This is a genomic window from Comamonas kerstersii, from assembly GCF_008801935.1.
GTDB lineage: Bacteria > Pseudomonadota > Gammaproteobacteria > Burkholderiales > Burkholderiaceae_C > Comamonas > Comamonas kerstersii.
The window spans coordinates 243,684-268,947 of sequence record NZ_VZOT01000003.1 but is presented as its reverse complement, the minus strand read 5'-3'; the positions used below and the strand labels follow the sequence as shown (position 1 = coordinate 268,947).

Genomic DNA, 25,264 nt, shown 5'->3' with positions numbered 1-25,264 from the left:
CGTGGCGACGCCCAAGTACCTCGGGCGGACTTTCACGACTGGCCACAAGGCCGTCACAGCGCGAAAATGCAGCTTTCAATCGGCAATTTCGCCGAAGCGAAATGGAGGATCGGTATGGCGGTTCCACAGAACAAACAGGAGTTGCTGGATGCCATTCGCACCACCTATCAGAAACTGATGCACGATCTTGCCAGTGTGCCGGCTGAGCATGCTCGTGAGGCAACGCTGGAGGGGCATGCACAAGGCACGCAGATGAGCGTGTCCGATCTAGTAGCCTATTTGATTGGTTGGAATCTGCTGGTGCTGAAATGGTGCGATGGCAAAGCCAAGGGATTGCCGGTCGATTTCCCTGAGACTGGCTACAAGTGGAACGAACTGGGCAGGCTGGCGCAGAAGTTTTATGCCGACCATGCTGGTGTTGCCTATGCCGATTTGTTGCGGCAGTTCTCGGATGTGAATGGGCGCATCATGGCCTTGGTAGAGCAGGAAACCGATGCCTCGCTGTATGGCACGCCTTGGTATGAGAAATACACCAAAGGTCGGATGATCCAGTTCAATACATCATCACCCTATGCCAATGCGCGGGTGCGGCTGCGCAAATGGAAGAAGGCCAACGGTATCGTCTGACCAGTTCTTGTTCTTTGCGTGTCGGCGCAAAACGCCGCCGGGCTTTCGGGCTGCGCCCCGTGCCGTCTTCAACGTCACGGCCATTCGGCGTCAATCCCTCACGTCTTCGCGCCTGCGGCGCTGCGCGCTCCGCTTGCGGTGAAGGCCGCGCCTCGCTGCAATGGTCGGGACTTGTGGGCCTACGCCCCGGCTTGCTGCGGCAGGTTGTGCGAAAGCGTGCCTTCCTCGACGCTGGCGGTTCGTTGCCTGTACGTCACGAAGGACGGTTCACCGATACACCGTCCGGCCTCGATATGGAACTTCCATGCCACGCCTCAAGCATGTGGCCGCGAACTGCGGGCATCTTGAGTGCCAGGGGCAAGGAAACATCACACTCGTTCAAGCACTATCACGCTTGAAATCGAGTTATCCAGAGGTTCCCTAGAAAGAGTTATTAGATTTATCAAAGACCTTGCAAAGGCAACGGATGCCTTTGTTGACAAAAAACTCTAACTTGGCACTCAAGCTGCCCTGCCTTCGGAGGCCGGTTTAGCTGGTCTGTCACCCCTCCAACTTCCGCCAACACCCATGATCCGCCAGTACAGACTGTGAGAGCGTTCTGAAAGTGTGGGCTGCAGCTTCTGCGGTGGCGCAGTCCTTGCAAGGAGCGCTGGAGGTGGAGGTGTTTGCGCGCAACCTTATCGGCCGGGCGTTCTACGCCAGGCAGGGTTTTGTGCTGATGTGCAAGAAGCTTCATGCGCAGACGGGCCTGGCACTCCTGCGCTGGCGGCTGGCGGCTGACCATCCGCAGCAGCCCATGTCCCGGTAGCGCTGGATATGTGTAGCGCACCGCCCAGGCACTGGCATAGTTGCAGCATGCATCGCACTCCAACACCTTTATCTGTGACCATCGCCGCCACCCTGATTGCCGTTTACGGCGTCTTGTCCCTGCTCAGGCTGGCCCTTTATGGCAGTGGCCTGCCTTCCTCAGCAGTGGGCATGGCGATCTGGGCGTTCTGCATTGTGGGTTTTTCCGTGGTGGCGTACAGCCTGTATCGCGGCAGCAATGTCATGCGCTGCTTGCTGGCACTGGCGGTGGGGGCATCGCTGGTCTTATTCCCCATCTACAAGCCTGAAATGCCCGAAGGTGGCCTGCATCTGGTGCTGTATGTGCTGCAGCTGGCGCTGCCAGTCGTGGCTTGTGCCTTGACGTTCACGCCGCAGGCGATGGCGTGGTTCAAGAAGTAGGCAAGGGGAACCTTCTCAGGGCTGGCACACTCAGACACTGTCTTGATCTTTGCCTGGAGCTTTTTGCATGACCCACGACGAAATTCGCGCTATTTTGACTGTGTGCCTTTTGGCCTCGTTTGCCGATGGCGAAAAGCATGACCGTGAGCGTGAGCAGATCCGTCAGGTCGCCGAAGGGCTGGCGGGTGACCAGGCCATTAACCTGCCCGGCCTGTACCAAGACGTGCTGCTGCGTCGCGTGAACCTGGAGTCTGCTGTGGCCCGACTGGTAAGCAGTGAAGCACGCCAGCTGGCGTATGAAATGGCCGTATGCGTATGTGATGCGGACGGCCACACCAGCGTGAAGGAAGATGCCTTTCTGGCCCAGCTGCGTCAGGCGCTCGGTCAGGGTACCGCTGCTACCGGCGCTGTAACTGGTGCAGTGGCTGGCACAGCAGCTGGTGCAGCAGCTGCACTGGCCAGTACCTATGGTCAGTTTGATGCCCAGGCCCATGCCGTGGCAGATGCGCCGGTGCAAGTGGCGGCTGCGCCAGAAGCCGTGGTGCAGCTGCCTGCCAGCGTGGCCGCTCCACACCCTGCGGCAGTCGATGCCTTGCCCCAGAATGCCGCGCAGCGCCGCCCCAGTACCTTGTCTGTGCAAGAAATGGACAGCAAGATTTTGAAAGCCTCGATTCTTAACGGTGCCATTGAGCTGCTGCCAGAGAATCTGTCCACACTGGCCATCATTCCGCTGCAGATGCGACTGGTCTATCAGATCGGCCAGAGCTATGGCTATCAGCTGGACAGCGGCCATATCAAAGACTTTCTGGCAACGCTGGGCGTGGGATTGACTTCGCAGTATCTGGAGCAGGCCGGGCGCAAGCTGCTGGGTGGTCTGCTGGGCAAGGTCGGCGGTGGATTGCTGGGTGGGCTGGGTAAGCAGGCCGTCAGCAGCGGCATGAGCTTTGCCAGCACCTATGCCCTGGGGCATGTGGCCAACCAGTACTACGCCGGCGGGCGCGCGTTGAGCACGGACATGCTTAAAGATGCCTACCAACACGTCATGCAAGATGGCCGCCAGTTGCAAGCGCGTTATTTACCGCAAATCCAGGAAACCGCGCGTGGGCTGAATACGGCCAAGATCATGTCGATGGTGCGCGGTGGCTAAGGCTGTTGCCGCTAAGAGCGCAGGGGACGAGGGCGGTATGCATGCCATGATGGCTGGCATGACACGTCCCTTTGCGCAGTCTTGCGAAAACAACCAAGCCCCGATTTTGGAGGTGCTGCAGCATGCGTTTGCAGACCGCCAGCATGTGCTGGAAATTGGCTCTGGCACCGGCCAGCACAGCGTGTACTTTGCGCCGCGCTTGCCGCATTTGGTTTGGCAAACCAGTGAGTTGCCCGTGCTGCATGCAGTTATTGCGGCGTGGCATGCAGACTTTCCTGCGCCCAATTTGCGGCTGCCAGTGGCACTCGATTTGGCGTGCAGCGATTGGCCGCAAACAAATGCAGGTGCGTTTGATGCGGCTTTCACCAGCAATACGCTGCACATTGTGGCGTGGCCCTTGGTAGAGCGTTTGTTTGCGCTGCTGGGGCAGAACCTGCCTGCGGGCGGTGTGTTTGCCGCCTATGGACCGTTTAACTACAGCGGCACGTTCACCAGCGAGAGCAACCGCGCTTTTGATGCATGGCTCAAGGGTCGTGATGCGGCCAGTGGCATTCGGGACTTTGAAGCCGTGGTGGCGCTGGCTGCGCAGCATGGCTTGCAGCTGCAGGCAGACCATGCCATGCCCGCGAACAATCGTACGCTGGTGTTTCAGAAAATTTAAGCAAAATTGGCCTCTAGCGCTTATGTAGCAAGCGCTGGTAGCTATGAATTTATAGGTTTTAAGGGTGGCGTGTGATTGCCACCCTGTGCGTGTTCTGGGAGTGCCATCCGCATGATTCGCCCTTTTACCGCTTCAGACATGGAAGCCGTGCTGCGCATCTGGCTGGATGCCTCCGTGCGCGCCCATGACTTTGTGCCTGCGCAGTTCTGGCAGGAGCAGCTGCCAGCCATGCGCACGGTGTATCTGCCGTTTGCACAGGTCTGGGTCTATGAGGATGCAGGGCAGGTGCTGGGCTTTTACGCACTGGTGGAAGACCAGCTGGCCGCGATTTTTGTGGCCCCGCAGCAGCAGGGGCAGGGCGTGGGTGCAGCCCTCATGCAGCACGCCAAAGCCCAGCGCCCGCAGCTGGAGCTGCAGGTCTACCGTGACAACCATGCCAGCCGGGCGTTCTACCGCGCCCATGGCTGGGTTGATGGGGCAGAAAGCGTGGATGAAGCCACGGGCCAGGTGCAGCTGTCCATGCACTGGCGCGGCAGCCACTTGCCGTAAGGGCAGCGCTGTACTGATTGCCCTCATGGGTGGAGATGGGGGTGCTAGCGGTTTATGCGGGATTTGGCAGTGCTGCCTTGCAACATCCCTCAATGGTGATGAGCCATCACTCAGAGGAAAGCGGGCCAGCGGGGTAATCCTCAGACAATACGCCGCTTTGCATGGTGCCTATATGGCACTTCATATATCCAATCAGGCTTGCCCAGAAAGCAAGCGCTTGCAAAGCCGCATGAGTGCCACCGAAGAACGCTACGAAGGGCAGTTGATCGCCCGCCCTGAAGACAAAGTTTCCCTGCCGAAGGCGCTGCTGCTGGGTCTGCAGCACGTCATGGCCATGGATGTGTATGTGGTGCCTTTCATCATTGGGGCAGCGCTGGCGCTGTCGCATGGCGAGGCCGCAGCGCTGATCCAGTCCACCTTTCTGGCTGCAGGCCTGGCCACCATCATCCAGACGGCGCTGTGCATGAAGATGCCCGTGGCGCAAGGGCCTTCGTATATTCCGCTGGGTGCAGTGCTGGCGGTGGCTGTGGGTGCAGGCGGTGGCTATGCCGGTTTGAGCACGGTGTTTGGTGCGCTGATACCGGGCGCGCTGGTGGTGATTGCACTGGGGGCGCTGGGCGTGTTTCACCGCGTGGTGCGCTGGCTGGTTCCGCCGATTGTGGGTGGCACCATCATCCTGATTGTGGGCCTGTCGCTGCTGCCGATTGCGCTCAAAGCCAATATCTTTACGGTGCATGGCAGCATGAATCTGGACCAGTCCATCGGGCTGGGCGCGGCGTCTGCCACGCTCCTGGTGATTGCCATGATGCTGGGCCTGCGGTTTCAAAATCGCTTTGGCTTGTGGATGCGCCTGTCTTCCGTGGTCATTGCGTTGGCAGGCGGCACTTTGCTGGCCTGGGGTCTGGGGCTGTTCAGCTGGCAAAGCATTGCGGATGCACCCTGGCTGACTCTGCCCAATCTGGCGTTTGTGAACTATGGCCTGACGTTTTCCCTGCCAGCGATTGCCACCTTTGTCGTGATCTACATGGTGGTGATTGCCGAGACTACGGGCACCTGGTTTGCGGTTTCTGCCGTGATTGAGCAGCCCCTGAGTGACCGCAATATTGACCGGGGCGCAGTGGGCGAGGGCCTGAGCTGCGGTCTGGCTGCGCTGGTGGGGGCCACACCCGTGACGGGCTACTCAACGAATGCAGGCATGATCTCCATCACAGGCGTGGCCAGCCGCATGGTGTTTATTACAGCGGGTGTGCTGATGGCCGCCATGGGCTTTCTGGGTAAGTTTTCGGCCCTGATTGCAGCCATTCCCTCGCCGGTGATTGGTGGCGTGTTTGCTGTGGTCTGTATCACCATTGCCATGGCAGGCATTCGCATCCTGCGCCATGTGCAGCTCACGGAGCGTGCCATGCTGGTGGTAGGCATTCCCATCATCTTTTCGTTCTTTGCCACGCTGGCCCCTGAGGCCTGGGTGAAGACTTTGCCCTCCATGCTGCAGTACCTGATGGGCTCTGCTGTGACACTGGGTGCCATGGCCGCCATGGTGCTGAATCTGATCCTGCCCAAGTCTGCAGCGAAGGCAGCTGCCGAATCAGTCAGCGACTGACTGCCGCAGTGCGTGCAAGCCCGCTTGTTGCACGCCAGCAGATGGGCTTGAATGGCAGCTCCTGTATGGATTGGAGCTGGCCATGACCACTGTTGCTGAGATTCTGAAGTCCAAAGCTGTGTCCACGGTGATCCGCATTGCACCCACGGCCACGGTGTATGACGCCTTGCGCCTGATGTCCGACAAGGACATCGGCGCGCTGCTGGTGATGGAGGGCGAGTCCATCGTCGGCATCTTCACGGAGCGCGACTATGCCCGCAAGATTGCCCTGATGGGCCGGGCTTCCGTGGACACCCCGGTGCGCGATGTGATGACGCGAGCCGTGCTGTTTGTGCAGCCCAGCCAGACCAGCGAGGAATGCATGGAGCTGATGACCCGCAAGCGCCTGCGCCACCTGCCGGTGGTGGATGACGGCAAGCTGCTGGGGCTGATCTCGATTGGTGATCTGGTCAAAAGCATCATCTTCCAGCAGCAGTTTGTGATTGAGCAGCTGGAGCATTACATCACCGGCGGTCGCTGAGGGTTGCTGAAACTTTAAGCATAAAAATGGCTGCCAGCGCTTGATGTATAAGCGCTGGCAGCTATCAAAATAAAAAACTGCGCTCACCCCACAGCACGCAAGGCGTCTGCTCCGTTCAGCGCACTGTGCTGCACGCTGGCCACGCCACGCACCACATCGCCAATCACCAGAATGCTGGGGCTGCCGAGCTGGTGATCTGCCATGGTCTGTGCCAGTGCCTGCAGTGTGGTGATGGCGTGGCGCTGCTGGGGCAGGCTGGCGTGCTGAATGATGGCTGCGGGCGTGCTGTGCGCAAGACCTCCGGCCTGTAGCTCCTGGGCAATCTGCGCAGCCACTGCGACGCCCATGTAGATCACCAGCGTGAGTTTGGCGGCCTGTGCTGTTGCCGCAATCTGCTGCCAGTCGGGCGACGCTCCCCCAGGTTTGGGATGGCCGGTGATAAAGAGCACGCCATGGGCGCGGTCACGGTGGGTGAGTGGTGCACCCAGGCTGGTCAGCCCAGCCAGCCCCGCAGTGATGCCGTTGATGACTTCAACTTGCACCCCGGCTGCACGCAGGTGCTCGACTTCTTCCCCTCCACGGCCAAAGACAAACGGGTCGCCCCCTTTGAGGCGGACGACATGCTCTCCCTCTCTGACGGCTTGCAGCATGAGTTTTTCGATAAAGGCCTGCGACGTGCTCTGGCAGCCGCCGCGCTTGCCGACATGGATGATGCGGGTGCCGGGATCGGCCAGTGCCACGATGGCGGGAGAGACCAGGTCATCGACCAGCAGCACGGTGGCGCGCTGAATGGCCTTGAGCGCCTTGATGGTGAGCAGTTCAGGGTCGCCAGGGCCTGCACCAACCAAGGTGCAGCTGCCAGCAGACGGGGGGAGCAATGCGTGCGTCATGGTGTTTCCTTGCTCAAAGTGGTGCTGTCTCAGGTACTCGCACTGCCGCCGGTGTCTGCTGCACCAGCTGGCGCAATGTGGGCAGGCAGGAGCCACATTGCGTGCCGCAGCGTAGCTGGTCTTGCAGCTGGTGCAGGCGGTCGGTGTCGCTGCCATGGCAGACAGAGAGCTGCGCACGGATGGCTGTGGCATCCACCCCCCAGCAGCTGCAGACCACCTGGCGTGCAACTGCTGCAGGCGCTGCCTGCATATCGGGGTGCAGCAGTTGCTGGCTGGTGAAGGGCAGGGCTTGCTGGGCCTGCAGCAGTGGCAGCAAGGAGGTGGCAGCGCTGGCATCCCCGCACAGCAGCATGGCCTCCAGATGGATGGCGGCCTGCTCGCCACGGCGCAGCAGCAGTGTGCGGCTGTGGCTGCGGTGTGGGTCTGCATAGTGCAGCAGGTTGTCGCCTTCCAGATGCAGCAGGTGTGCCAGCCGCTGCAGCAGCGCGGCATCTGGTGCACGGTCGCTGGCTGCACGCAGCAGCACACCGCTGCGCGCTGCGGCTGCGTCCTGCAAAGTGCCTGCACTGCCAAAAGGCACGCAGCTGGCAAAGGCAAAAGCGGGCATCAGTGCGGCCAGTTGCTGGCGCACGGCCAGCACTTCATCGGCAGGCAGCCACGCCGCAGCCACCATTTGCCAGGGCAGAGTGACCGCGTCCACGCGCACAGGGACATGTTTGAGTTCAGGCTGTTTGGACTGGGCGCAGAACACAGGGGCGGTCAGCTGATTGACGCCAGCAACAGGCTGCCCCTGTGCGTCATGACCACTCAGATATTCGCTGCCCCAGTGCATGGGCAGGTAGAGCTGGGACAGGCCCAGTGTGGCATCGGCCTGCACGGGGGCAATCAGCGTGCCATAGCGGCTTTCGATGCGTACCAGCTGGCCTGTCTGCAGACGGCGGCGTTCCATGTCCTGCGGGTGCATGTGCAGCTGTGGCTCAGGCACATGGGCAAACAGGCGTGCCACCTGGCCGGTACGGCTCATGCCATGCCAGTGGTCGCGCAGGCGGCCCGTGGTCAGGCTGAATGGGTGGTGTGCGCTGCGGGCTTCTGCTACGGGCTGGTAAGCCTGGGCTGCAAAGCGCGCACGGCCATCGGGTGTGGGAAAGATACCGTTGGCATACAGACGAGGCTGTCCCTGTGTGGCCCCGGCGGGGTAGGGCCATTGCTGTGGGCCACGCTGTTCCAGCAGTTCCCAGGACAGGCCGGTAATGTCCAGATCACGGCCACGGGTGCTTTCGCGGTGTTCTTCCCAGATGGCTTGTGCACCGGCAGCGGGCTGCTCTGTGTCATAGGGGAAGAGCGTGGGCTGGCCGGGGCGCAGCAAGGCTTCGAGGCGCTGGGCAATCTGCACGGCAATCTGCCAGTCGTGGCGTGCTTCACCGAGCGGGGGCAGGGCAGCACGTACGCGGGAGATACGGCGTTCGCTATTGGTGACGGTACCGAGTTTTTCCCCCCAGGTCGTGGCAGGCAGCAGTAGGTCTGCAAAGCCTGCCGTGGCGGTGGTGGCAAAAGCGTCCTGCACGATGACCAGCTCGGCGGCTTCCAGGGCGCGGCGCACCAGTTGCTGGTCAGGCATGCTGTGGGCGGGGTTGGTGCACACAATCCACATCAGCTTGATCTGGCCCTGGGCTGCAGCTTCAAACATTTCGACAGCGCTCTTGCCGGGTGTGGCGGGCACCTCGTCCACGCCCCAGTGCGCGGCTACTTCAGCGCGGTGCGCAGGATTGCCCATGTCGCGGTGCGCGCTGAGCAGGTTGGACATTCCGCCTACCTCTCGCCCGCCCATGGCATTGGGCTGGCCGGTGAGCGAAAACGGCCCGGCCCCGGCGCGGCCTATTTGTCCCGTGGCCAGGTGCAGGTTGATGAGTGCCGCATTCTTGGCTGTGCCCTGGCTGCTCTGGTTCAGGCCCTGGCAGTACAGACTCAGGGTGGGCTGCCGCTGCGCAGCGGTCTCTGCATCACCGCCGAGTGCAAACCAGCGTGCGGCCTGGTGCAGATCGGCTGGGGCAATGCCGCAGGTGCGCGCCACTTTCTCGGGCGTGGCGTCGCGAACCAGCTGCTTCAGGTCGGCGAAGCCGGTGGTGTGCTGGGCGATGTAGTCGTGGTCTATCCAGCCTTCCCAGAGCATGATGTGCAGCATGCCGTGAAACAGCAGCACATCGGTGCCGGGCTGCAGGGGCAGGTACAGGTCGGCCATTTCCGCTGTCTCAGTGCGGCGCGGATCGGCGACGATGATCTTGAGCTGCGGGTTGGCCACGCGTGCATCTTCAATGCGGCGAAACAGCACGGGATGGGCCCAGGCAGCATTGCTGCCGACGATGAACAGGCACTGCGCATGCTGCACATCCTCGTAGCAGGCAGGCGGTGCATCCGCACCCAGGGTGCTCTTGTAGCCCGCCACAGCGCTGCTCATGCACAGGCGTGAGTTGGTATCGATATTGTTGGTGCCCAGCAGCCCTTTGGTGAGCTTGTTGAACACGTAGTAATCCTCGGTCAGCAGCTGGCCGCTGCCGTAGATGCCAACCGCATCCGGACCATGCTGGCGCACGATGTCGGCCATGCGTGTGGCAACAAGTTCGATGGCACTGTCCCAGCTGATGGGCTCAGGTGTAGTGCCACGCTGCAGGCGCTGCATGGGCTGCAGCAGCCGCGTCTGCTGTGCCAGCACAGGGTCGCTGCTCAGGTGCAGCGTGCTGCCTTTGGTGCACAGACGCCCGTAGTTGGCTGGGTGCTCAGGGTCGCCACGTACACCGGTGATGCGTTGCCCATCACTTTCAATCAGCACGCCGCAGCCGACACCGCAGTAGGGGCAGGTAGAACGGGTTGTGGTAGAGGTCATGGGCGCATCCTTTGTGGTGCTATGCCGTCAGGCCATGCTGGAGCAGCGCTGGCCGGTGCAGCGCTGGGCGGGGCCAGCGATGGGGCGCGTCAGGTCCAGCGCAACGGTGGCGAGTTCTTCGGCATCCAGATAGACCTGTCCTTCCTCTACCTTGACCTGAAAGCTGGGGGTGCAGCCTTCGTCAGGTGCGGCCGCGTGGCCGTTGTCGAGTGCAATCGTCCAGTTGTGCAGCGGGCAGGCCACACTGCGGCCAAACACCAGGCCCTGGGAGAGTGGGCCGCCCTTGTGCGGGCAGCGGTCCAGCAGTGCAAAGACTTCGTGGCTGGCGTTGCGAAATACCGCGACGTCAAGACCTTGGGCACGTGCTACACGGCGTGCACCGAGTACGGGGATGTCGTCCACAGCGCAAATCAGTTGCCAGGTTGTCATGGGAAATTCCTTTTCAAGCAGTGGGTTCAGGCAGTCACAGAGGTGGGGGCAGGTGCTGCCACCTGGATGGGAATGACGCGGTCAAACTGGCGCGTATCGACGGCGGCCTTGCTGAATTCAAACCAGGGGTCAGGCTCGCCATCGAGCGCAAACTGCAGCTGCTCCCACAGTGCCTTGCGTCCGGCGTGGTCTTCCAGAATGCGCTGCTTCACATAGTCCATGCCCACGCGCTCCAGGAAGTGCACGGTGCGCTCCAGATACCAGCCTTCCAGGCGGTACAGCTGCATGAAGGCCCCCGTGTACTCCAGCACTTCCTCGGCGGTCTTGAGCTTGGTGAAGAACTGGGCCACCTCGGTCTTGATACCGCCATTGCCGCCAATGACCATCTCCCAGCCGCTGTCTACGCCGATGATGCCCACGTCCTTGATACCAGCCTCGGCACAGTTGCGCGGGCAGCCGCTGACGGCGAACTTGACCTTGTGCGGGGCATACATGCGCCACATGGCGTGCTCCAGGTCTTTGCCCATCTGGGTGCTGTCTTGCGTGCCCATGCGGCACCATTCGCTGCCCACGCAGGTCTTGACGGTGCGCAGCGCCTTGGCATAGCCGTGGCCGCTGGGCATGCCCAGATCACGCCACACATTCACCAGATCTTCCTTTTTGACGCCCAGCAGGTCCACGCGCTGGCCGCCTGTGACTTTAACGGTGGGAATCTGGTACTTGTCCACCACGTCTGCAATGCGGCGTAGCTCGTCGGCATTGGTCTCTCCGGCCCACATGCGAGGAATCACGCTATACGTGCCGTCTTTCTGGATGTTGGCGTGGGAGCGCTCGTTGATCAGCCGGCTTTGCGGGTCATCCTGGGCCTCTTTCGGCCAGGTGGAGATCAGGTAGTAGTTGATGGCGGGGCGGCAAGTTGGGCAGCCGTTGGGGGTTTGCCAGTCCAGCGCGGCAAACACATCGCTGATACGCAGCAGGTGCTGGTCACGAATGGCATCGCGCACAGCCTGGTGTCCATGGCTGGTGCAGCCGCAGATGGCCTTGGTCTTGGGGGCTGCGGAGTAGTCGCCACCGGCGGTGAACATGATGATTTGTTCAACCAGCCCCGTGCAGGAGCCGCAGCTGGCACTGGCCTTGGTGTGCTTGCGCACGTCTTCCAGTGTGAACAGCCCTTTTCCCTTGATGGCCTTGCAGATAGTGCCCTTGGTGACGCCATTGCAGCCGCAGACCTCGTCACTGTCCTGCATGCTGGAGGCCTTGTTGTGGCCCTGGTGGCCGCTGTCACCGATATTGGATTCACCAAAGATCAGGCGGTCACGGATGTCTGCCACCGAGCGGCCTTCCCGCAGCAGCTTGAAGTACCAGCTGCCATCGACGGTGTCGCCATACAGGCAGGCGCCCACCAGCTTGTTGTCCTTGAGCACCAGCTTTTTGTAGATGCCGCCGCCGGGGGCAAACGGGTCACGCAGCACGATGGTTTCGGTATCTGCATCGCCTTGGAAGTTGCCTGCAGAAAACAGATCTATGCCTGTGACCTTGAGCTTGGTGGAAGTGAGCGAGCCCGTGTAGCGCGCAATGCCCCACTCCGCCAGGTGGTTGGCCAGCACCTTGGCCTGCTCGAACAGGGGAGCAACCAGGCCATAGGCAATACCGCGGTGGTTGGCACATTCCCCTACGGCGTAGATACGCGGGTCGGTTACGGTCTGCATGGTGTCACTGACCACAATGCCGCGGTCCACATGCAGGTGGGCGCTTTGCGCCAGTGCGGTGTTGGGGCGAATGCCTACGGCCATGACCACCAGCTGGGCAGGTACTTCGCGGCCGTCCTTGAAGCGCACGGCGCGTACGCGGCCATTGGCATCACCCAGCAGTTCCTGCGTGTGGGCCTGCATCAGAAAGTTCAGGCCACGCGCTTGCAGAGACTGCTGCAGCATCTTGCCGGCGACGTCGTCCAACTGGCGTTCCATGAGCCAGTCGTTCACATGCACGACCGAGACCTGCATGCCGCGCTTGCTCAGTCCGTTGGCGGCTTCCAGGCCCAGCAGGCCGCCGCCGATGACCACAGCCTGTGTGTAACGCTCGGCAGCATCAATCATGGCCTGCGTGTCTGCAATGTCGCGGTAGCCGATAACACCATCCAGATCAGCGCCGGGCACAGGCAGTATGAAAGGGTTCGATCCCGTGGCCAGCACCAGGCGGTCGTAAGCGGCCGTGATGGTCTGGCCTTCTTTGTTTGTGGCAGTCACTGTGCGCTGGATGCGGTTGATTTCCGTGACCTGGTAGCCCGCATGCAGCGTGATGTCGTTGTCGTGGTACCAGTTCCAGTCGTTGAGTACGATTTCTTCCAGCGTCTGCTCTCCAGCCAGTACGGGTGAGAGCAGGATGCGGTTGTAGTTGGGGTGGGGTTCGGCACCGAAGACGGTGATCTCATAGTGCTCGGGGGCAATCTTGAGCAGCTCTTCGAGCGTGCGGATTCCGGCCATGCCGTTACCAACCAAGACCAGTTTGAACTTTTTCATTACGACCCTCGTGCGTGTGTTGGACTAGGAAACAAAAAAGGCGCCATTCCCTGCGCAGCATGGCCGCGAGGAAAGACGCCTTTGTCTTGGGTTCTGGTCCATCGTTGCACCTCAACCCTGCAACCAGCGTTGGTTGCAAGCTGATTACTGCAAGAGTTGTGCCAGCCAGAGCATTACCGGTGGAGCTTGAAAGTATGGCGCGCGTGGCCGGGTGTTGCACCGTGATGGTGCCCATGCGCCAAGCTGAGCGTGCAGCAATAGACGGTGCATGAAAAAAGCCACCTGTGCAGGTGGCTTGGGTGGTGCGGCGGTGATCAGGCGGCTTTTTCCACGTGCTTCTGGCGCGCGTATAGAAAGTCAATCACGGCCTTGCGGCAACGCTGGTAGTCGGCATTCTCCGCCAGAGTCACGCGGTCGCGCGGGCGGGGCAGGGGGACGGGCAGCACTTCACCAATGGTGGCGGCAGGGCCGTTGGTCATCATCACGATCTTGTCGGAAAGCAGCACGGCTTCGTCCACATCATGCGTGACCATGACGACGGTGCTTTGCGTGCGCGCCACGATTTCCTGCAGCTCATCCTGCAGCTTGGCGCGGGTGAGGGCATCCAGTGCACCAAAGGGTTCGTCCATGAGCAGCACCTGTGGCTCCATGGACAGCGCACGGGCAATGCCTACGCGCTGCTTCATGCCGCCGGAGATTTCACCGGGACGTTTGCTGGCTGCATGGCTCAGGCCCACCAGTTCCAGGGCCGCATCGGTGCGGGCCTTGAGCTGGGCCTTGCTTTCATGCTTGTCAAACACGCGCTCCACAGCCAGATAGACGTTGGCGTGGCAGGTCAGCCAGGGCAGCAGCGAGTGGTTCTGGAACACCACGGCGCGTTCCGGGCCGGGGCCTTTGATTTCACGATTGGCACACAGCAGCACGCCTGCTGTGGGTGTGGTCAGGCCTGCAATCAGGTTGAGCAGGGTGGACTTGCCGCAGCCCGAGTGGCCGATGAGGCTGACAAACTCGCCCTTGGTAATGCTGAGGTTGATGTCGCGCAGCGCAGGGAACAGGCCCTTGCTGGTCTGGAAGGTCTGTGCGACGTTCTGGATCTCGATGAATTTATCGCTCATGACTTCACCTCTTCATATGTAAAGGCCGACGCCAGTTTGACCAGCGCCCACTCCAGCATCAGACCGACTACGCCGATGACAAAGATGGCGATGATGATGTTGGTCACGTTCAGGTTGTTCCATTCGTCCCAGACCCAGAAGCCAATGCCTACGCCGCCAGTCAGCATCTCGGCTGCCACGATCACCAGCCAGGCGGTGCCCACGGCCAGACGCACACCGGTCAGCAGATAGGGCAGCACGGCTGGGAACAGGATGGTGGTGGCGATCTTCCATTCGGAGAGGTTGAGCACTCGGGCTACGTTCATGTAGTCCTGCGGTACGCGCTGTACGCCAACGGCCGTGTTGATGACCATGGGCCAGATGGAGCAGATGAAGATGGTCCAGATGGCGGCAGGGTTGGCACCCTGAAAGACCAGCAGACCGATGGGCAGCCAGGCCAGGGGGGAGACAGGGCGCAGCAGGCCAATGATGGGGTTGCACATGCGCGAGAGAAACGCAAAGCGCCCAATCACAAAGCCCAGCGGAATGCCGACCAGTGCCGCCAGACCAAAGCCCATGGCCACACGCTGCAGTGAAGACAGCACATTCCAGCCGATGCCCTGGTCATTAGGGCCATTGCGGTAGAACGGATCACTGAACACCGTGATGGCCTGCTGCCAGGTCGCCAGTGGGGTAGGGATGGCTCCGTCGGTGGAGCTGGAAATCAGCGACCACATGCCAATCAGCAGCACAAAACCCAGCAAAGGCGGAAAAGCTGCGCTGGCGAGTTTGTGAGCCGTCTGTGCCACAGGGGCTTTTGCATGTGTTGCGCTGGCCGCAGTAGCAGGGGCAGCAGCGCTTGTGCTGTGATCCGGCGTGGGCGTAGATGGGGTGGCGCTGCTCGCAGGTGGTGCGCTTGATGCAGCAGGCACTGGGGTGTGGAAAACGGCACTGACCATGGAAGTGCTCCTTAAACTTTGATGGCAAAGCTGTCGGCGTACTGGGCGGGATTGCTGCCGTCCCAGACCTTGCCGTCAATGAGTTTGCTGCTGCGCATGACGTTCTTGGGCACGGCAATGTTCAGCTGTGAGGCCGCCTGCTTGTACAGATCAATCTGGTTGATCTGCTGGGCCACGGCGAGATAGTCAGGGTGCTCCTTGAGCAAGCCCCAGCGCTTGTGCTGGGTGAGGAACCACATGCCATCCGACAGATAGGGGAAGTTCACGCTGCCATCGTTGAAGAACTTCATGTGGTTGGCGTCGTCCCAGGTCTTGCCCAGGCCGTTCTGGTAGCGGCCCAGAATGCGCTGGTTGATGGCGTCTACGTTGGTGTTGACGTAGGACTTGTCGGCAATGGTTTCGGCCATCTTGACCTTGTTCTGCAGGCTGGCGTCAATCCACTGACTGGCTTCGAGAATTGCCATCATCACGGCGCGCGCGGTGTTGGGGTTCTGTTTGACGAAGTCGGCCGTGGTGCCCAGCACCTTTTCTGGGTGGTCCTGCCAGATGTCCTGAGAGGTCACTGCGGTGATGCCAATCTTGTCCATGATGGCGCGGTGGTTCCAGGGTTCGCCCACGCAGAAGCCATCCATGTTGCCCACGCGCATATTGGCCACCATCTGTGGAGGCGGGACGGTGATGACCTTCGCATCTTTGAACGGGTTGATGCCTGCGCTGGCCAGCCAGTAGTACAGCCACATGGCGTGTGTGCCGGTGGGGAAGGTCTGGGCAAAGGTGTAATCGCGCTTTTCCTTGGCCATGAGCTGGGCCAGGCTGGCGGCATCCACAGCACCTTTGTCTGCCAGTTTCTTGGAGAGGCTGATGGCCTGGCCATTGTTGTTGAGCGTCATCAGAACGGCCATGTCCTTTTTCGCGCCGCCAACGCCCAGCTGCAGGCCATAGACCAGACCATAGAGCACATGGGCCATGTCCAGGTCGCCATTGCTGAGTTTGTCGCGCACACCGGCCCAACTGGCTTCCTTGGTGGGAATGATCTTGACGCCGTATTTCTGGTCAAAGCCCAGCACGGAGGCCATGACGACGCTGGCGCAGTCTGTCAGCGGAATGAATCCGATCTTGACTTCCTTTTTTTCAGGGGCATCAGATCCTGCGGCCCAGGCACCATGGTGGCCCAGCTGTGTGTAGAGCAGGGCGCCAGCAGCCATGCTGGACGATTGGCTCAGAAAGCGGCGGCGGGAGGGATTGGTCGCAGTTTGCGCAATGGGGTTGGCAGAGGGGTGTTGTGCCATGGTACTGCTCCTTCGAGGCTGAACTAAGAACGCATAAGAGGTAGAAAACAAACGGCGTCCCGATCCGGCCTGCCAGAGCAGGGGATGGGACGCCGTTGTCCTTGATGTACTGTCTCCAGACCGCCGTTGGCCGGGATTCGTTGCATCTGTATGCACGAAGCGTGCCAGTTTATGTTTCGCGCAGATTCAGCAGTTCAGCCATCGACAGTACAGACTGGGCGACGTCCACAATGCGGCGGTTCTGTGTCATCGCAGTCTGGCGAAGCAGCTTGTGGGCCTGGCTCTCGCTGAGGTTTTGCTGCGTCATCAGCATGCCCTTGGCGCGTTCCACGACTTTGCGTTCATTCAGGGCCTGCCGGACAGCTTCTAGCTCAGTGCGCATGGTCTGCAGGCGTTGTGACTGTTCCTGAACGACCTGTAGCACGGAGGCTTTGAACTGGGTTGTGAGCTGTGCATCCCATGAGTGCCTGGAGGCTTGGGCAAAGAATTCAGGCCATACATCTTCTGTGCTCGGCTGTGTGAGCTGGGCTGGCTGCTTCAGCGCTTGCTGCGCACTGTGCAGGTGGGCCGTACATTCCTGAACCAGCGTTTGAGCCAGTTTCGATTCAATCTGGTGCATGCCATCCATGACGTGGGTGCATGCTTCAAACCACACTTCGCTGAGATCACGTGGCAGTGGCGCGCTGGCTATGGCTGTACAGCCAATCCGTCTGAGACGTTCAATGGTGATCTGGTCAGGGCCCATGACGACGAGCTGATTCCACTCAAGGATCAGATCGGCAGGCGCGCATTCCGCGAACACCTGAAAGCAGCGTTCCTGCGACTCAATCAAATGCAGCCAGTGCTGCTGGCGCTCGCTGTCGCTGCGCCCAGCGCTAAAGGCTGCTGCGCCGGTGGCACGCTCCTGACCTGCCAGCTCCTTGCCCTGCATGAAGTGGAACATGGCCACCAGCAGGCGAGAGATGCTGGGGTAAGTGGCGCTGTCTGCGGCTTCAAACACGACCGCCAGCAAGCCTGCAATCAGGCGTGCATAGGCTTGTGTCGAGTCGTTGACGCTCAGGCGCTGCTGCGTGACGTGCTGGCGCAGCGCAGGCAGCGCCTCAATGCCTTGCAATACATAGGCAATATCGCTGCACAGGCGAGCACCTTGCCCACCCGAAAGACTGGAGACATCGAGCGTATGCAGCATGTCGCGCACGGTGGCAATGGCCTGATCGCTGGATATACGCTGCGCCTGCAAGGATTGCGCAGCACGACTGCCTTGGCTGGCCAGCCAGATGCTGGACAGGCCTCTTTCCTTTTGCAGGGCATGGATCAGTTCGGCAAGTGTCCGAACAAAGCTGCTGGTGCGCAGCAGCTGTTGCAGTTCATTGATTTCACACTGGCGTGCAGCGGTCAGAAAGTGCAGGGCAGTATCCATGGCGGGGCTTGGGAATGGTGATTCCCCGCTGTGGTGCAATTTTTATGCCGTAGAGCACCAGACAGGCGCTCAGACCGTGAGCGCAGCGGCTTGCTGGATGGGCTGACCCGCGCTGCCCAATGATGCTGGTATGCGTTGCAGTGACTCTGTAGGTTGCGCTGCTTCATGCTGCACCTTGAAACGCTGCACCAGTGCACGCAGATGCTCCGACTGGGCGCGCAGGCTGTGGGCTGCCGCGGCGCTTTCTTCGACCAGGGCGGCGTTTTGCTGTGTCATCTGGTCGAGTGAGCCCACGGCTTCATTGACATGCGCTACGCCGTCACGCTGTTCAGCCGCATGGTGGTTGATGTTTTCCATGACCTGGGTGACATGCTGGATGGCCTGTACCACTTCGGTCATGGTGCTGCCTGCGTCCTGCGCCAGCTGTGCACCATCGGCAATGCGGTCTACGGAGGCCTGAATCAGCGCCTTGATTTCCTTGGTGGCCTGTGCACTGCGCTGAGCCAGGGAGCGCACTTCGGCAGCGACCACGGCAAAGCCACGGCCCTGATCGCCTGCACGCGCAGCCTCTACGGCAGCGTTCAGCGCCAGGATGTTGGTTTGGAAGGCAATGCCGTCGATCACGCCGATGATGTCGGCAATCTTCTGGCTGCGCTGGTGGATGTCGGTCATGGTCTGGACCACGTCATGCACGACGGTGCCGCCATGCTGGGCTACGCCGCAGGCCTGCTGTGCCATCTCTGCCGCCTGCTGGGCGCTGTGGGCAGTGTCCTGCAGGGTCTGGGTCAGCTGCACCATGGCAGCTGCGGCCTGCTGCAGGTGGCTGGAGGTGATTTCAGTGCGCTGTGAAAGGTCCTGGTTGCCCGAGGCGATTTCATCGCTGGCCAGGTGAATGGCTTCACCGCTGTGGCGCACGTCTTCGATCATGCGCGACAGAGACTGTCTCATGTGCTGCAGCGACTGCAGCAGCTGACCGAATTCGTCACGCCGTGTGCTCTGGTGCGTGATGTTCAGATTACCACTGGCAATCTGTTCGGCCATCTGGTTGGCCTGCTGCAGCGAGCGGCGGATGCTGTTGATCAGCAGATAGGCACCCACGGCAATGCCCAGCAGCAGAAACACCATGTTGATGGCAGCGGCACGCACTACGCCCTGGCGTGCGGCGCCCATGTCAGAGCGCATCTGCGCCAGCTGCTCGGCCTGCTGACTCACAAACTGCTGCAGTGCCTGGATGTAGGCCTGTGCGGCCTGGTCATAGCGCTGACGCAGATCCTGCAGCTGCAGGCTGTGCCCCTGCGCTTTCAGTTGCAGCGCCTGTGCACCCAGGCTTTGCAGCTGCTGGCGCTGCTGGGCCAGCAGCTGCACCGTGGCCTGCTGCTCAGCGTCGAGGCTGGTGGTGGTGAGCTGCTGAATCAGCATCTGCAGCGTGGACTGGGTCTGTGCCATCTGCGCTTCAAAGCGACGGGCATCCTCGGCGCTGCCGCTGGCCAGTGCAGCCTGTGTGCGCACGGTGTTGACCTGGGCCAGTGCGCTCCACTGTGCGGCCTGATCCAGTCGTTGTGACAGCAGGCTGTCCTGCTGGTTGAACTTTTGCTGGTGGCTGGCGGAGTTATAGCCTGCATGGCCCACGATGATGATGGCCCCCAGAACGATGCAGACTACGCTGAGCCAGAGTTTTTTTGTCACGCTGATGTGTTTCATGCGGCGGTTCACCATGACCTTCCAATGCGGCGCTGGTCGAGCGGACCAGCCAGGCGCTTTTCAAAAACGAACGATCGTGCGAAACCCTAGTTGAAACCAAACGTAAGTAAAAGCGTATTGGTGCATACGCGTATTGAGGGTTAGTCCGAGGCTGATTGAGCGTGTTTTTTGCGCTTTGACAAGTTGTTGGATCAAGCTTTGTTGAAGCTGCAGACAGGGGCTGGAATCGCAAGAAGATGTATTGATAATGGTGAGGTTTTGTCCTACACCTCTTGCTTTGAACGACCCATGCATTTGCGCTTTTGTGTTCCGCGGCATCTGTGCCTGAAAACCGCATTGATTGCCGCGTTGTCGCTGGTTGCACCATGGTCCATGGCTGGCAGCAACTCCAAGCAACCTATCACCCAGGCAGCGCTGCAGGCGCGTTTGCAGGAGGCCCAGGGCAACCCGGAACTGGGTCAGCGGCTGTACAGCCTCGGCAAGAAAGTCGCAGCAGTGTGTGCCAACTGCCACGGACCACAGAAAAGCCGCGAGTTTCTGGAAGTGCCTTATCTGGAGGGGCAGAACCCGGCGTATCTGGTGGAACAGATTCGCCAGTTCTCGCAGAGTGAGCGCAAGAACGCTTTCATGGAAGGTATTCTCAAGGCCATGAACCGCGATGAGATGGTGGGCATGGTGCTGTTCTACGAGAAGGAAAAACTGCCTGTGCGTCAGCCTGCAGACCAGGAACTGTACGCCCGAGGCAAGGCTTACTATGGGCGCATCTGCATCAACTGCCACGCTGCCGACGGTCATGGCAATGAGCGCCTGCCGCGCATTGCTGGCCAGCATTACGGTTATGTGGACATGACGCTCAAGCGCTACCGCGATGGCAGCACCGTGCGCTCTGACCCGAACATGGCATTCGTGACCAAGGCCATGACGGACCAGGACATTGCAGCGGTGGCCACCTATCTTGAAACCATGCCCTAGGGTGGTGTTCGCGGCGTTGACTGCGAGCTTGCGTATGTCACGAGCCCCTGCAAGGCCCAGGCCTGCAGGGGTTTGTTGTCTGCAGCCTTCGCCCATGGGCTGCGCAGGCGCATACTTGGCGGCTTGTTGTGTGGACTTCCGGACTTTTTTCACATCATGACCTTGGCAGCTGCGCCCATTGGTGTTTTTGACAGCGGTATTGGTGGCCTGAGCGTGCTGCAGGCGCTGCGCCATGAATTACCGCAGGAGCACTTTGTCTATCTGGCAGACAGCGGCCATGCGCCCTATGGCGAGCGTGGCGATGCCTTTGTGCAGGCGCGCACGCATGCGATTGCCCACCATCTGCGTGCCCGGCATGGCATCAAGGCGCTGGTGATTGCCTGCAATACGGCCACGGCTGCGGCGGTGGAGTCGCTGCGTGCGGCCCTGCCGGATCTGCCCATGATCGGGGTGGAGCCCGCTATCAAGCCCGCATCCCTTTCCAGCCAGACGCACCATGTGGGGGTGATGGCCACGCGCGGCACGGTGGAAAGCCGCCGCTTTCACAAGCTGCTGCACGAGCATGGGCAGCACACGCAGTTTCATGCACAGGCCTGCGATGGCCTGGCACGAGCGATTGAGCTGAGTACGCAGGCCGAAGATGGCGCTATGGAAGTACAAGCGCTTTGCGCCCGATACATCAGCGCTTTAGGCCAATTTGGCTTGAAAACTGGAGAGATGGACACGCTGGTGCTGGGCTGCACCCACTATGTGTTTGCCAAGCCACAGCTGCGTGCCCTGGTGGGGCCGGATGTGCAGCTGATTGATACCGGCGCAGCCGTTGCACGCCAGACGCGCCGTCTGCTGACCAAGGCGCAGACGCTGCGTGCAGAGCCTGCAGACCGTGATCCGGCGGCGCTGGCTGGGGCGCAGCAGATACAGCTCATGACCACCGGGCAGCTCAGTGCGCTGCAGGCCGCTGCTGCGCGTTGGCTGGATGTGCCTGCCAGCCGCTGCGTGCAAGTGCAGGTAGATTCAAAACCCATAGCTGCCAGCGCTTGATAGATAAGCGCTAGCGGATATTTTTGCTTGAAATTTAATGGGGCTGGACGCCGGGCAGAAATTCAATGCCGGTGCGCTTGACCAGCTCGGCATAGCTGATGGGCTTGCTCACACGTGCATCGTCGCGGTTGGGCTGCCAGTGTGCCCAGGCGCGGTTGGTGCTGGCGTCATAGACCAGCTTGTACAGATAGCTGGGCACAGCCACCTTGTTGTCGCCCACAGTGCTGGGCTTTGGGTCAAACACGGGGCCGGTGATGATGTAGACATCGCCCTTGGCGCGGCTGGCGTAGCTGCGCGTGTCTTTTTCAATGCGTGCCCAGGGGCCGCTGTTCTGCTTCATGGACTGGGGCACCATATTGGCCAGCGAAAAGCTCTGTGCCATGGCCTGTGCGGTGGGCATGTCTGCAGCAGGTGCCATGTGGCCACGTGAGTAACCGGAGTTCCTGTAGTCGCTCAGTTCTGCACGCTCGGCACGAGGCAGACGGGCGTCTGCAAAGAACTTGTTGGTGCGCTTTTCGTCCGCATCGGCTACCAGTGCGCGGTTCATGCGCTGCGCCACATACATGGGCGTGCGTGTATTGCCGTTGTGCATGATGGCAAAGGCGTCATAGCACAGGTCACGCAGTTTGGACTGGGTATGGATGATAGGCGGCTGGCCGGCGGCAAAGAACTGGCGGCAGCTCTTGAAGCTGTCACTGGTTGCAGCGCGTGCTGCGGGTGTGGCGGGGGTACTGGCCTGAGAGCTCGAACTGTTGCCCAGACAGGCGCTGAGCAGGGTGATGCCCAAAAGGGCACCCAAGGCAGCACGTGCACTGCGTGCTGAAAACTTCTGAGAAATCACGGCAAATCCCTTGCAGCCTATGCGGCTGTTGTTCACAAATCAATAGCAAGGGATTGGAGCAGGTTTTGACAAAAGGTTCCGATGAATGGTTTTTGGGCCTTGTCTGGACAGCGGCTCAATTGCCGTCCCAGCTGGCGCTCCAGCGATCGCCCCAGTCCTGGCGTACGCGCTCGATGCTGCGCCGGTCGCGTTTGGTAGGGCGGCCAGTGTGCTGGGTGGCAATGCTGGCGGCTGGCTCAGGGGCCAGGCGGCGCTGCTCGGCCAGGCGTGCACGCTCGGCCATGCTCTCCGGCGTTTCGGCGTACAGCTGCTGAGCCACGGGGGCTGGGCCGCGCATATTGCTCAGGCCCAGTACCTTGACGGTCTTGGGTACATCACCCTGACGCAGGGCAATGGTGTCGCCTACACGGATTTCACGCGAAGCCTTGGCTGCCATGGCGTTCACGGTCACGCGGTTCTTGCTGATTTGTTCAACCGCAAGACTGCGCGTCTTGTAAAAGCGTGCAGCCCACAGCCACTTGTCCAGGCGCATGGAAGAAATTTCACTCATGGCCGTGATTTTCCCGGATGTAGCAACTTCTGCTGCGAAGGAATATGCATGCTGCTGCGGGTTTTTCCTGTCTGCAGCCCTACCGATGAACGGGAAGATGCGGCAGCCTGCCCTTGATCCTGCGCAGAATGACCAACGGTCACAGGTGGCAGCCTGTGTCCTGTCTGCCGCAGTGACGCAATCACAGGAAAGCATGCGATGACGGAACAGAACATCAAGCAAGACAACGAGACAGCCATGGAAAGACAGACATGCCATGCCTGGCAGATGGGCGCGGGGGGCGCTATTGTGCTGGCCGCACTGGCGCTGGCATGGGGAGCATGGCGGATTCCTGCGCAGACGGCGCAAAACGATGGTGGTGCAGCTTTGCTGCCCACGCTGTGCGCTGCAGCATTGCTGTTGTGTGGCGGCTGGCTGGTGTGGGACGCAAGGCATGGGGGCTGGCGCAACATGGCGGCGTCTGCCGGGCAGGGGCAGCTGCAGATCACACCCTGGGTGTGGGTGAGCGCAGGCATGTTGCTGGGTGCACTGCTGATACGCCACAGCGGTTTTGTGCTGGCGGCAGCGCTTTGCTACGTGCTGGCTCTGCAGGGGCTGCGCCGCGCAGCACAGCCTGATCTGCCCCTGCGCGGCAGGCGCGTGCTGACCGATGTACTGGTGGGGCTGGTGCTGGCGGCGCTGGTGTATGTGCTGTTTGTACGGGTGCTGGGCGTGAGCCTGCCAGCGGGGTGGCTGCCATGGATGTGATGCAGGCATTGTGGCAGGGGCTGGTGCTGGCCTGTACCGTGCAGAACCTGGCATGGGCACTGGCAGGCTGTGTGCTGGGCACGGTGATGGGCGTGCTGCCGGGCTTTGGTGCGTCGGCAGCCATGGCGCTGCTGCTGCCCATGACGTTTCATGTGGATGTGACCCAGGCTTTCATCTTCTTTATTGCTGTGGCCTGTGGCGGCATGTATGGCGGCTCGACCACCTCCATTCTTTTTAACGCTCCGGGCGAGACAGCCAGCATGGTCACAGCCATGGAGGGCAAGCGCATGGCGCTCAATGGCCGTGCCGGGGTGGCGCTGGCTACGGCGGCGGTGGGTTCGCTGGTTGCGGGCACACTGGCGGCCTTGTTTGTGGTCTGGGCCGCGCCCTGGGTGGCAGGTATTGCGAGCAAGCTGGGGCCTGCAGAGATCTTCATGCTCATGGTGATGGCACTGGGTGCGGTGAGCGCCGCCATCGGCAAGAGCACGCTGCGTGGAGTGACGGCGCTGTGCGCAGGCATTGCGCTGGCCTGCATCGGCCATGAAACCGTGGGCGGCACGGAGCGGCTCACAGGCGGGCTGCCGCTGCTGTACGACGGCATTGACATGGTGCTGGTAGCTGTTGGCCTGCTGGTCGTGGCCGAGGTGCTGCATGCAGCCATGTTTGAAGGGCGTGTGCGCTACACGCTCAACACCGTAGGGCGTGTACGCATGTCGCGCGAGGACTGGAAGCGCTCCTGGCGGCCCTGGCTGCGCGGTACGGCCATTGGCCTGCCGTTTGGCTGTGTACCGCTGGGCGGCGTGGATATGCCCACGTATGTGAGCTATGCCTCGGAGCGCTATATGGCCTCCGAGCCGCGCCGCAGGGAGTTTGGGCGTGAGGGTGCGATTGAAGGCGTGGCCGGGCCGGAAGCTGCGAACAATGCCACGGTGACGGCGGCCTTGATTCCGCTGCTGGTCATGGGCATTCCCACCAGCAATGCCACGGCAGTGATGCTGGGCGCCTTTCAGAACTACGGCATGCAGCCTGGGCCGCAGTGGTTCAGCAATGGCTACTGGCTGGTGTGGGTGCTGATGGGCTCGCTGTTTATCAGCAACCTCATGCTGTGGGTGCTGAACATGCCGCTGGTGCGCATGTGGACGCCGCTGCTGCGCATTCCCCGCCCACACCTGCATGCGGCCATGCTGGTGCTGGCGACAGCCGGGGTCTATGGCATGCGCCAGAGTGTGGGCGATCTGTGCCTGCTGTATGGCCTGGGGCTGCTGGGCGTGGCCATGCGACGCTTTGACTTTCCTGTCACCCCGCTGGTGATTGGTGTGGCACTGGGGCCACTGGCCGAGGTGCAGCTGCGCCAGGCGCTGGCTGTGGGCCATGGCAGCTGGGCCATCTTTGTGCAGCGTCCCCTGGCCCTGGTGTTGCTGATCGTGGTGGTGGTTCTGATCGCAGCACCAGCACTGCTCAAAGGCTGGGCCAGACGCCGCATGGCGCAGGCGCGCGGTCAGAAGCGGAATGTGTAGCGCAGCTTGCGTCCAGATCCCAAGAAAAACAAAAGGCCCTGGCATTGCGCCAGGGCCTTTTGCTTAGGGTGAGCCGCTGGTGT

At 61.1% G+C, this 25,264-nt stretch carries 23 protein-coding genes; 12 read left to right on the top strand and 11 right to left on the bottom strand.

The window, feature by feature from the left end; translation table 11 throughout:
* Positions 1 to 66: 66 nt before the first annotated feature.
* The 8 genes from F7P80_RS06570 (at position 67) to F7P80_RS06530 (ending at position 6,331) form a co-directional block, all read left to right on the top strand.
* The gene (locus F7P80_RS06570) at positions 67 to 627 is read left to right on the top strand and encodes a ClbS/DfsB family four-helix bundle protein (RefSeq protein WP_275950271.1); all 561 of its coding nucleotides are present in this window, start codon (positions 67 to 69) and stop codon (positions 625 to 627) included.
* A 604-nt stretch (positions 628 to 1,231) separates the two neighbouring features.
* Complete coding sequence (locus F7P80_RS06560; protein ID WP_133936465.1) at positions 1,232 to 1,435, top strand: hypothetical protein; 204 nt, start codon at positions 1,232 to 1,234, stop codon at positions 1,433 to 1,435.
* Between the two features lie 47 nt (positions 1,436 to 1,482).
* The gene (locus F7P80_RS06555) at positions 1,483 to 1,854 is read left to right on the top strand and encodes a hypothetical protein (RefSeq protein ID WP_130932711.1); all 372 of its coding nucleotides are present in this window, start codon (positions 1,483 to 1,485) and stop codon (positions 1,852 to 1,854) included.
* A 67-nt stretch (positions 1,855 to 1,921) separates the two neighbouring features.
* The gene (locus F7P80_RS06550; protein WP_151043498.1) at positions 1,922 to 3,001 is read left to right on the top strand and encodes a YcjF family protein; all 1,080 of its coding nucleotides are present in this window, start codon (positions 1,922 to 1,924) and stop codon (positions 2,999 to 3,001) included.
* 58 nt (positions 3,002 to 3,059) lie between these two features.
* A complete protein-coding gene (locus tag F7P80_RS06545; protein ID WP_151043496.1) occupies positions 3,060 to 3,662 on the top strand; it encodes a DUF938 domain-containing protein in 603 nt (200 codons plus the stop codon).
* Positions 3,663 to 3,773: 111 nt separating this feature from the next.
* Positions 3,774 to 4,211, top strand: coding sequence for an N-acetyltransferase (locus F7P80_RS06540; RefSeq protein WP_054066979.1), 438 nt, complete (start codon positions 3,774 to 3,776; stop codon positions 4,209 to 4,211).
* Between the two features lie 229 nt (positions 4,212 to 4,440).
* Positions 4,441 to 5,811 carry a uracil-xanthine permease family protein gene (locus F7P80_RS06535; protein ID WP_151043494.1) on the top strand — a complete coding sequence of 457 codons (1,371 nt, stop codon included), beginning with the start codon at positions 4,441 to 4,443 and terminating at the stop codon, positions 5,809 to 5,811.
* Positions 5,812 to 5,893: 82 nt separating this feature from the next.
* On the top strand, positions 5,894 to 6,331 hold the full coding sequence (locus F7P80_RS06530; protein ID WP_151043492.1) for a CBS domain-containing protein: 438 nt from the start codon (positions 5,894 to 5,896) through the stop codon (positions 6,329 to 6,331).
* Positions 6,332 to 6,414: 83 nt separating this feature from the next.
* Here F7P80_RS06530 and cobA read toward each other — a convergent pair whose 3' ends face one another.
* The 9 genes from cobA to F7P80_RS06485 form a co-directional block, all read right to left on the bottom strand.
* Positions 6,415 to 7,221, bottom strand: coding sequence for a uroporphyrinogen-III C-methyltransferase (gene cobA / locus F7P80_RS06525; RefSeq protein WP_151043490.1), 807 nt, complete (start codon positions 7,219 to 7,221; stop codon positions 6,415 to 6,417).
* Between the two features lie 13 nt (positions 7,222 to 7,234).
* On the bottom strand, positions 7,235 to 10,102 hold the full coding sequence (locus F7P80_RS06520; RefSeq protein WP_151043488.1) for a nitrate reductase: 2,868 nt from the start codon (positions 10,100 to 10,102) through the stop codon (positions 7,235 to 7,237).
* A gap of 27 nt (positions 10,103 to 10,129) precedes the next feature.
* Positions 10,130 to 10,531, bottom strand: a complete 402-nt coding sequence (gene nirD / locus F7P80_RS06515) for a nitrite reductase small subunit NirD (RefSeq protein WP_151043486.1) — start codon at positions 10,529 to 10,531, stop codon at positions 10,130 to 10,132.
* Positions 10,532 to 10,557: 26 nt separating this feature from the next.
* Positions 10,558 to 13,050 (bottom strand): nitrite reductase large subunit NirB, encoded by a 2,493-nt coding sequence (gene nirB, locus F7P80_RS06510; protein ID WP_151043485.1) that lies wholly within the window; start codon positions 13,048 to 13,050, stop codon positions 10,558 to 10,560.
* 314 nt (positions 13,051 to 13,364) lie between these two features.
* Complete coding sequence (locus tag F7P80_RS06505) at positions 13,365 to 14,165, bottom strand: ABC transporter ATP-binding protein (RefSeq protein WP_151043483.1); 801 nt, start codon at positions 14,163 to 14,165, stop codon at positions 13,365 to 13,367.
* Positions 14,162 to 15,103 carry a nitrate ABC transporter permease gene (gene ntrB / locus F7P80_RS06500; protein WP_151043481.1) on the bottom strand — a complete coding sequence of 314 codons (942 nt, stop codon included), beginning with the start codon at positions 15,101 to 15,103 and terminating at the stop codon, positions 14,162 to 14,164. Before ntrB ends, F7P80_RS06505 begins: the two co-directional genes overlap by 4 nt.
* A gap of 11 nt (positions 15,104 to 15,114) precedes the next feature.
* Entirely contained in the window at positions 15,115 to 16,392 is a 1,278-nt protein-coding gene (locus tag F7P80_RS06495) for a CmpA/NrtA family ABC transporter substrate-binding protein (protein ID WP_054066986.1), read from the bottom strand.
* Between the two features lie 169 nt (positions 16,393 to 16,561).
* Positions 16,562 to 17,812 (bottom strand): nitrate regulatory protein, encoded by a 1,251-nt coding sequence (locus F7P80_RS06490; protein ID WP_054066987.1) that lies wholly within the window; start codon positions 17,810 to 17,812, stop codon positions 16,562 to 16,564.
* Positions 17,813 to 17,881: 69 nt separating this feature from the next.
* Positions 17,882 to 19,498: a methyl-accepting chemotaxis protein gene (locus tag F7P80_RS06485; protein WP_211372001.1), complete on the bottom strand. Its 1,617-nt coding sequence runs from the start codon at positions 19,496 to 19,498 to the stop codon at positions 17,882 to 17,884.
* A gap of 303 nt (positions 19,499 to 19,801) precedes the next feature.
* Between F7P80_RS06485 and F7P80_RS06480 the strand changes: the two genes are divergently transcribed.
* Together F7P80_RS06480 and murI are read left to right on the top strand one after the other, a co-directional pair.
* On the top strand, positions 19,802 to 20,485 hold the full coding sequence (locus F7P80_RS06480; protein WP_151043478.1) for a c-type cytochrome: 684 nt from the start codon (positions 19,802 to 19,804) through the stop codon (positions 20,483 to 20,485).
* A gap of 156 nt (positions 20,486 to 20,641) precedes the next feature.
* On the top strand, positions 20,642 to 21,526 hold the full coding sequence (murI, locus tag F7P80_RS06475; RefSeq protein ID WP_151043476.1) for a glutamate racemase: 885 nt from the start codon (positions 20,642 to 20,644) through the stop codon (positions 21,524 to 21,526).
* 34 nt (positions 21,527 to 21,560) lie between these two features.
* Here murI and F7P80_RS06470 read toward each other — a convergent pair whose 3' ends face one another.
* Positions 21,561 to 22,325 (bottom strand): DNA/RNA non-specific endonuclease, encoded by a 765-nt coding sequence (locus tag F7P80_RS06470; RefSeq protein WP_151043681.1) that lies wholly within the window; start codon positions 22,323 to 22,325, stop codon positions 21,561 to 21,563.
* A gap of 157 nt (positions 22,326 to 22,482) precedes the next feature.
* On the bottom strand, positions 22,483 to 22,917 hold the full coding sequence (locus F7P80_RS06465) for an RNA-binding S4 domain-containing protein (protein ID WP_058880271.1): 435 nt from the start codon (positions 22,915 to 22,917) through the stop codon (positions 22,483 to 22,485).
* 237 nt (positions 22,918 to 23,154) lie between these two features.
* Between F7P80_RS06465 and F7P80_RS06460 the strand changes: the two genes are divergently transcribed.
* Both F7P80_RS06460 and F7P80_RS06455 read left to right on the top strand, forming a co-directional pair.
* Positions 23,155 to 23,664 carry a tripartite tricarboxylate transporter TctB family protein gene (locus F7P80_RS06460; protein WP_162777443.1) on the top strand — a complete coding sequence of 170 codons (510 nt, stop codon included), beginning with the start codon at positions 23,155 to 23,157 and terminating at the stop codon, positions 23,662 to 23,664.
* Positions 23,655 to 25,181 carry a tripartite tricarboxylate transporter permease gene (locus F7P80_RS06455; protein WP_151043474.1) on the top strand — a complete coding sequence of 509 codons (1,527 nt, stop codon included), beginning with the start codon at positions 23,655 to 23,657 and terminating at the stop codon, positions 25,179 to 25,181. The genes F7P80_RS06460 and F7P80_RS06455 overlap by 10 nt, the downstream gene beginning before the upstream one ends.
* Positions 25,182 to 25,264: the final 83 nt, after the last annotated feature.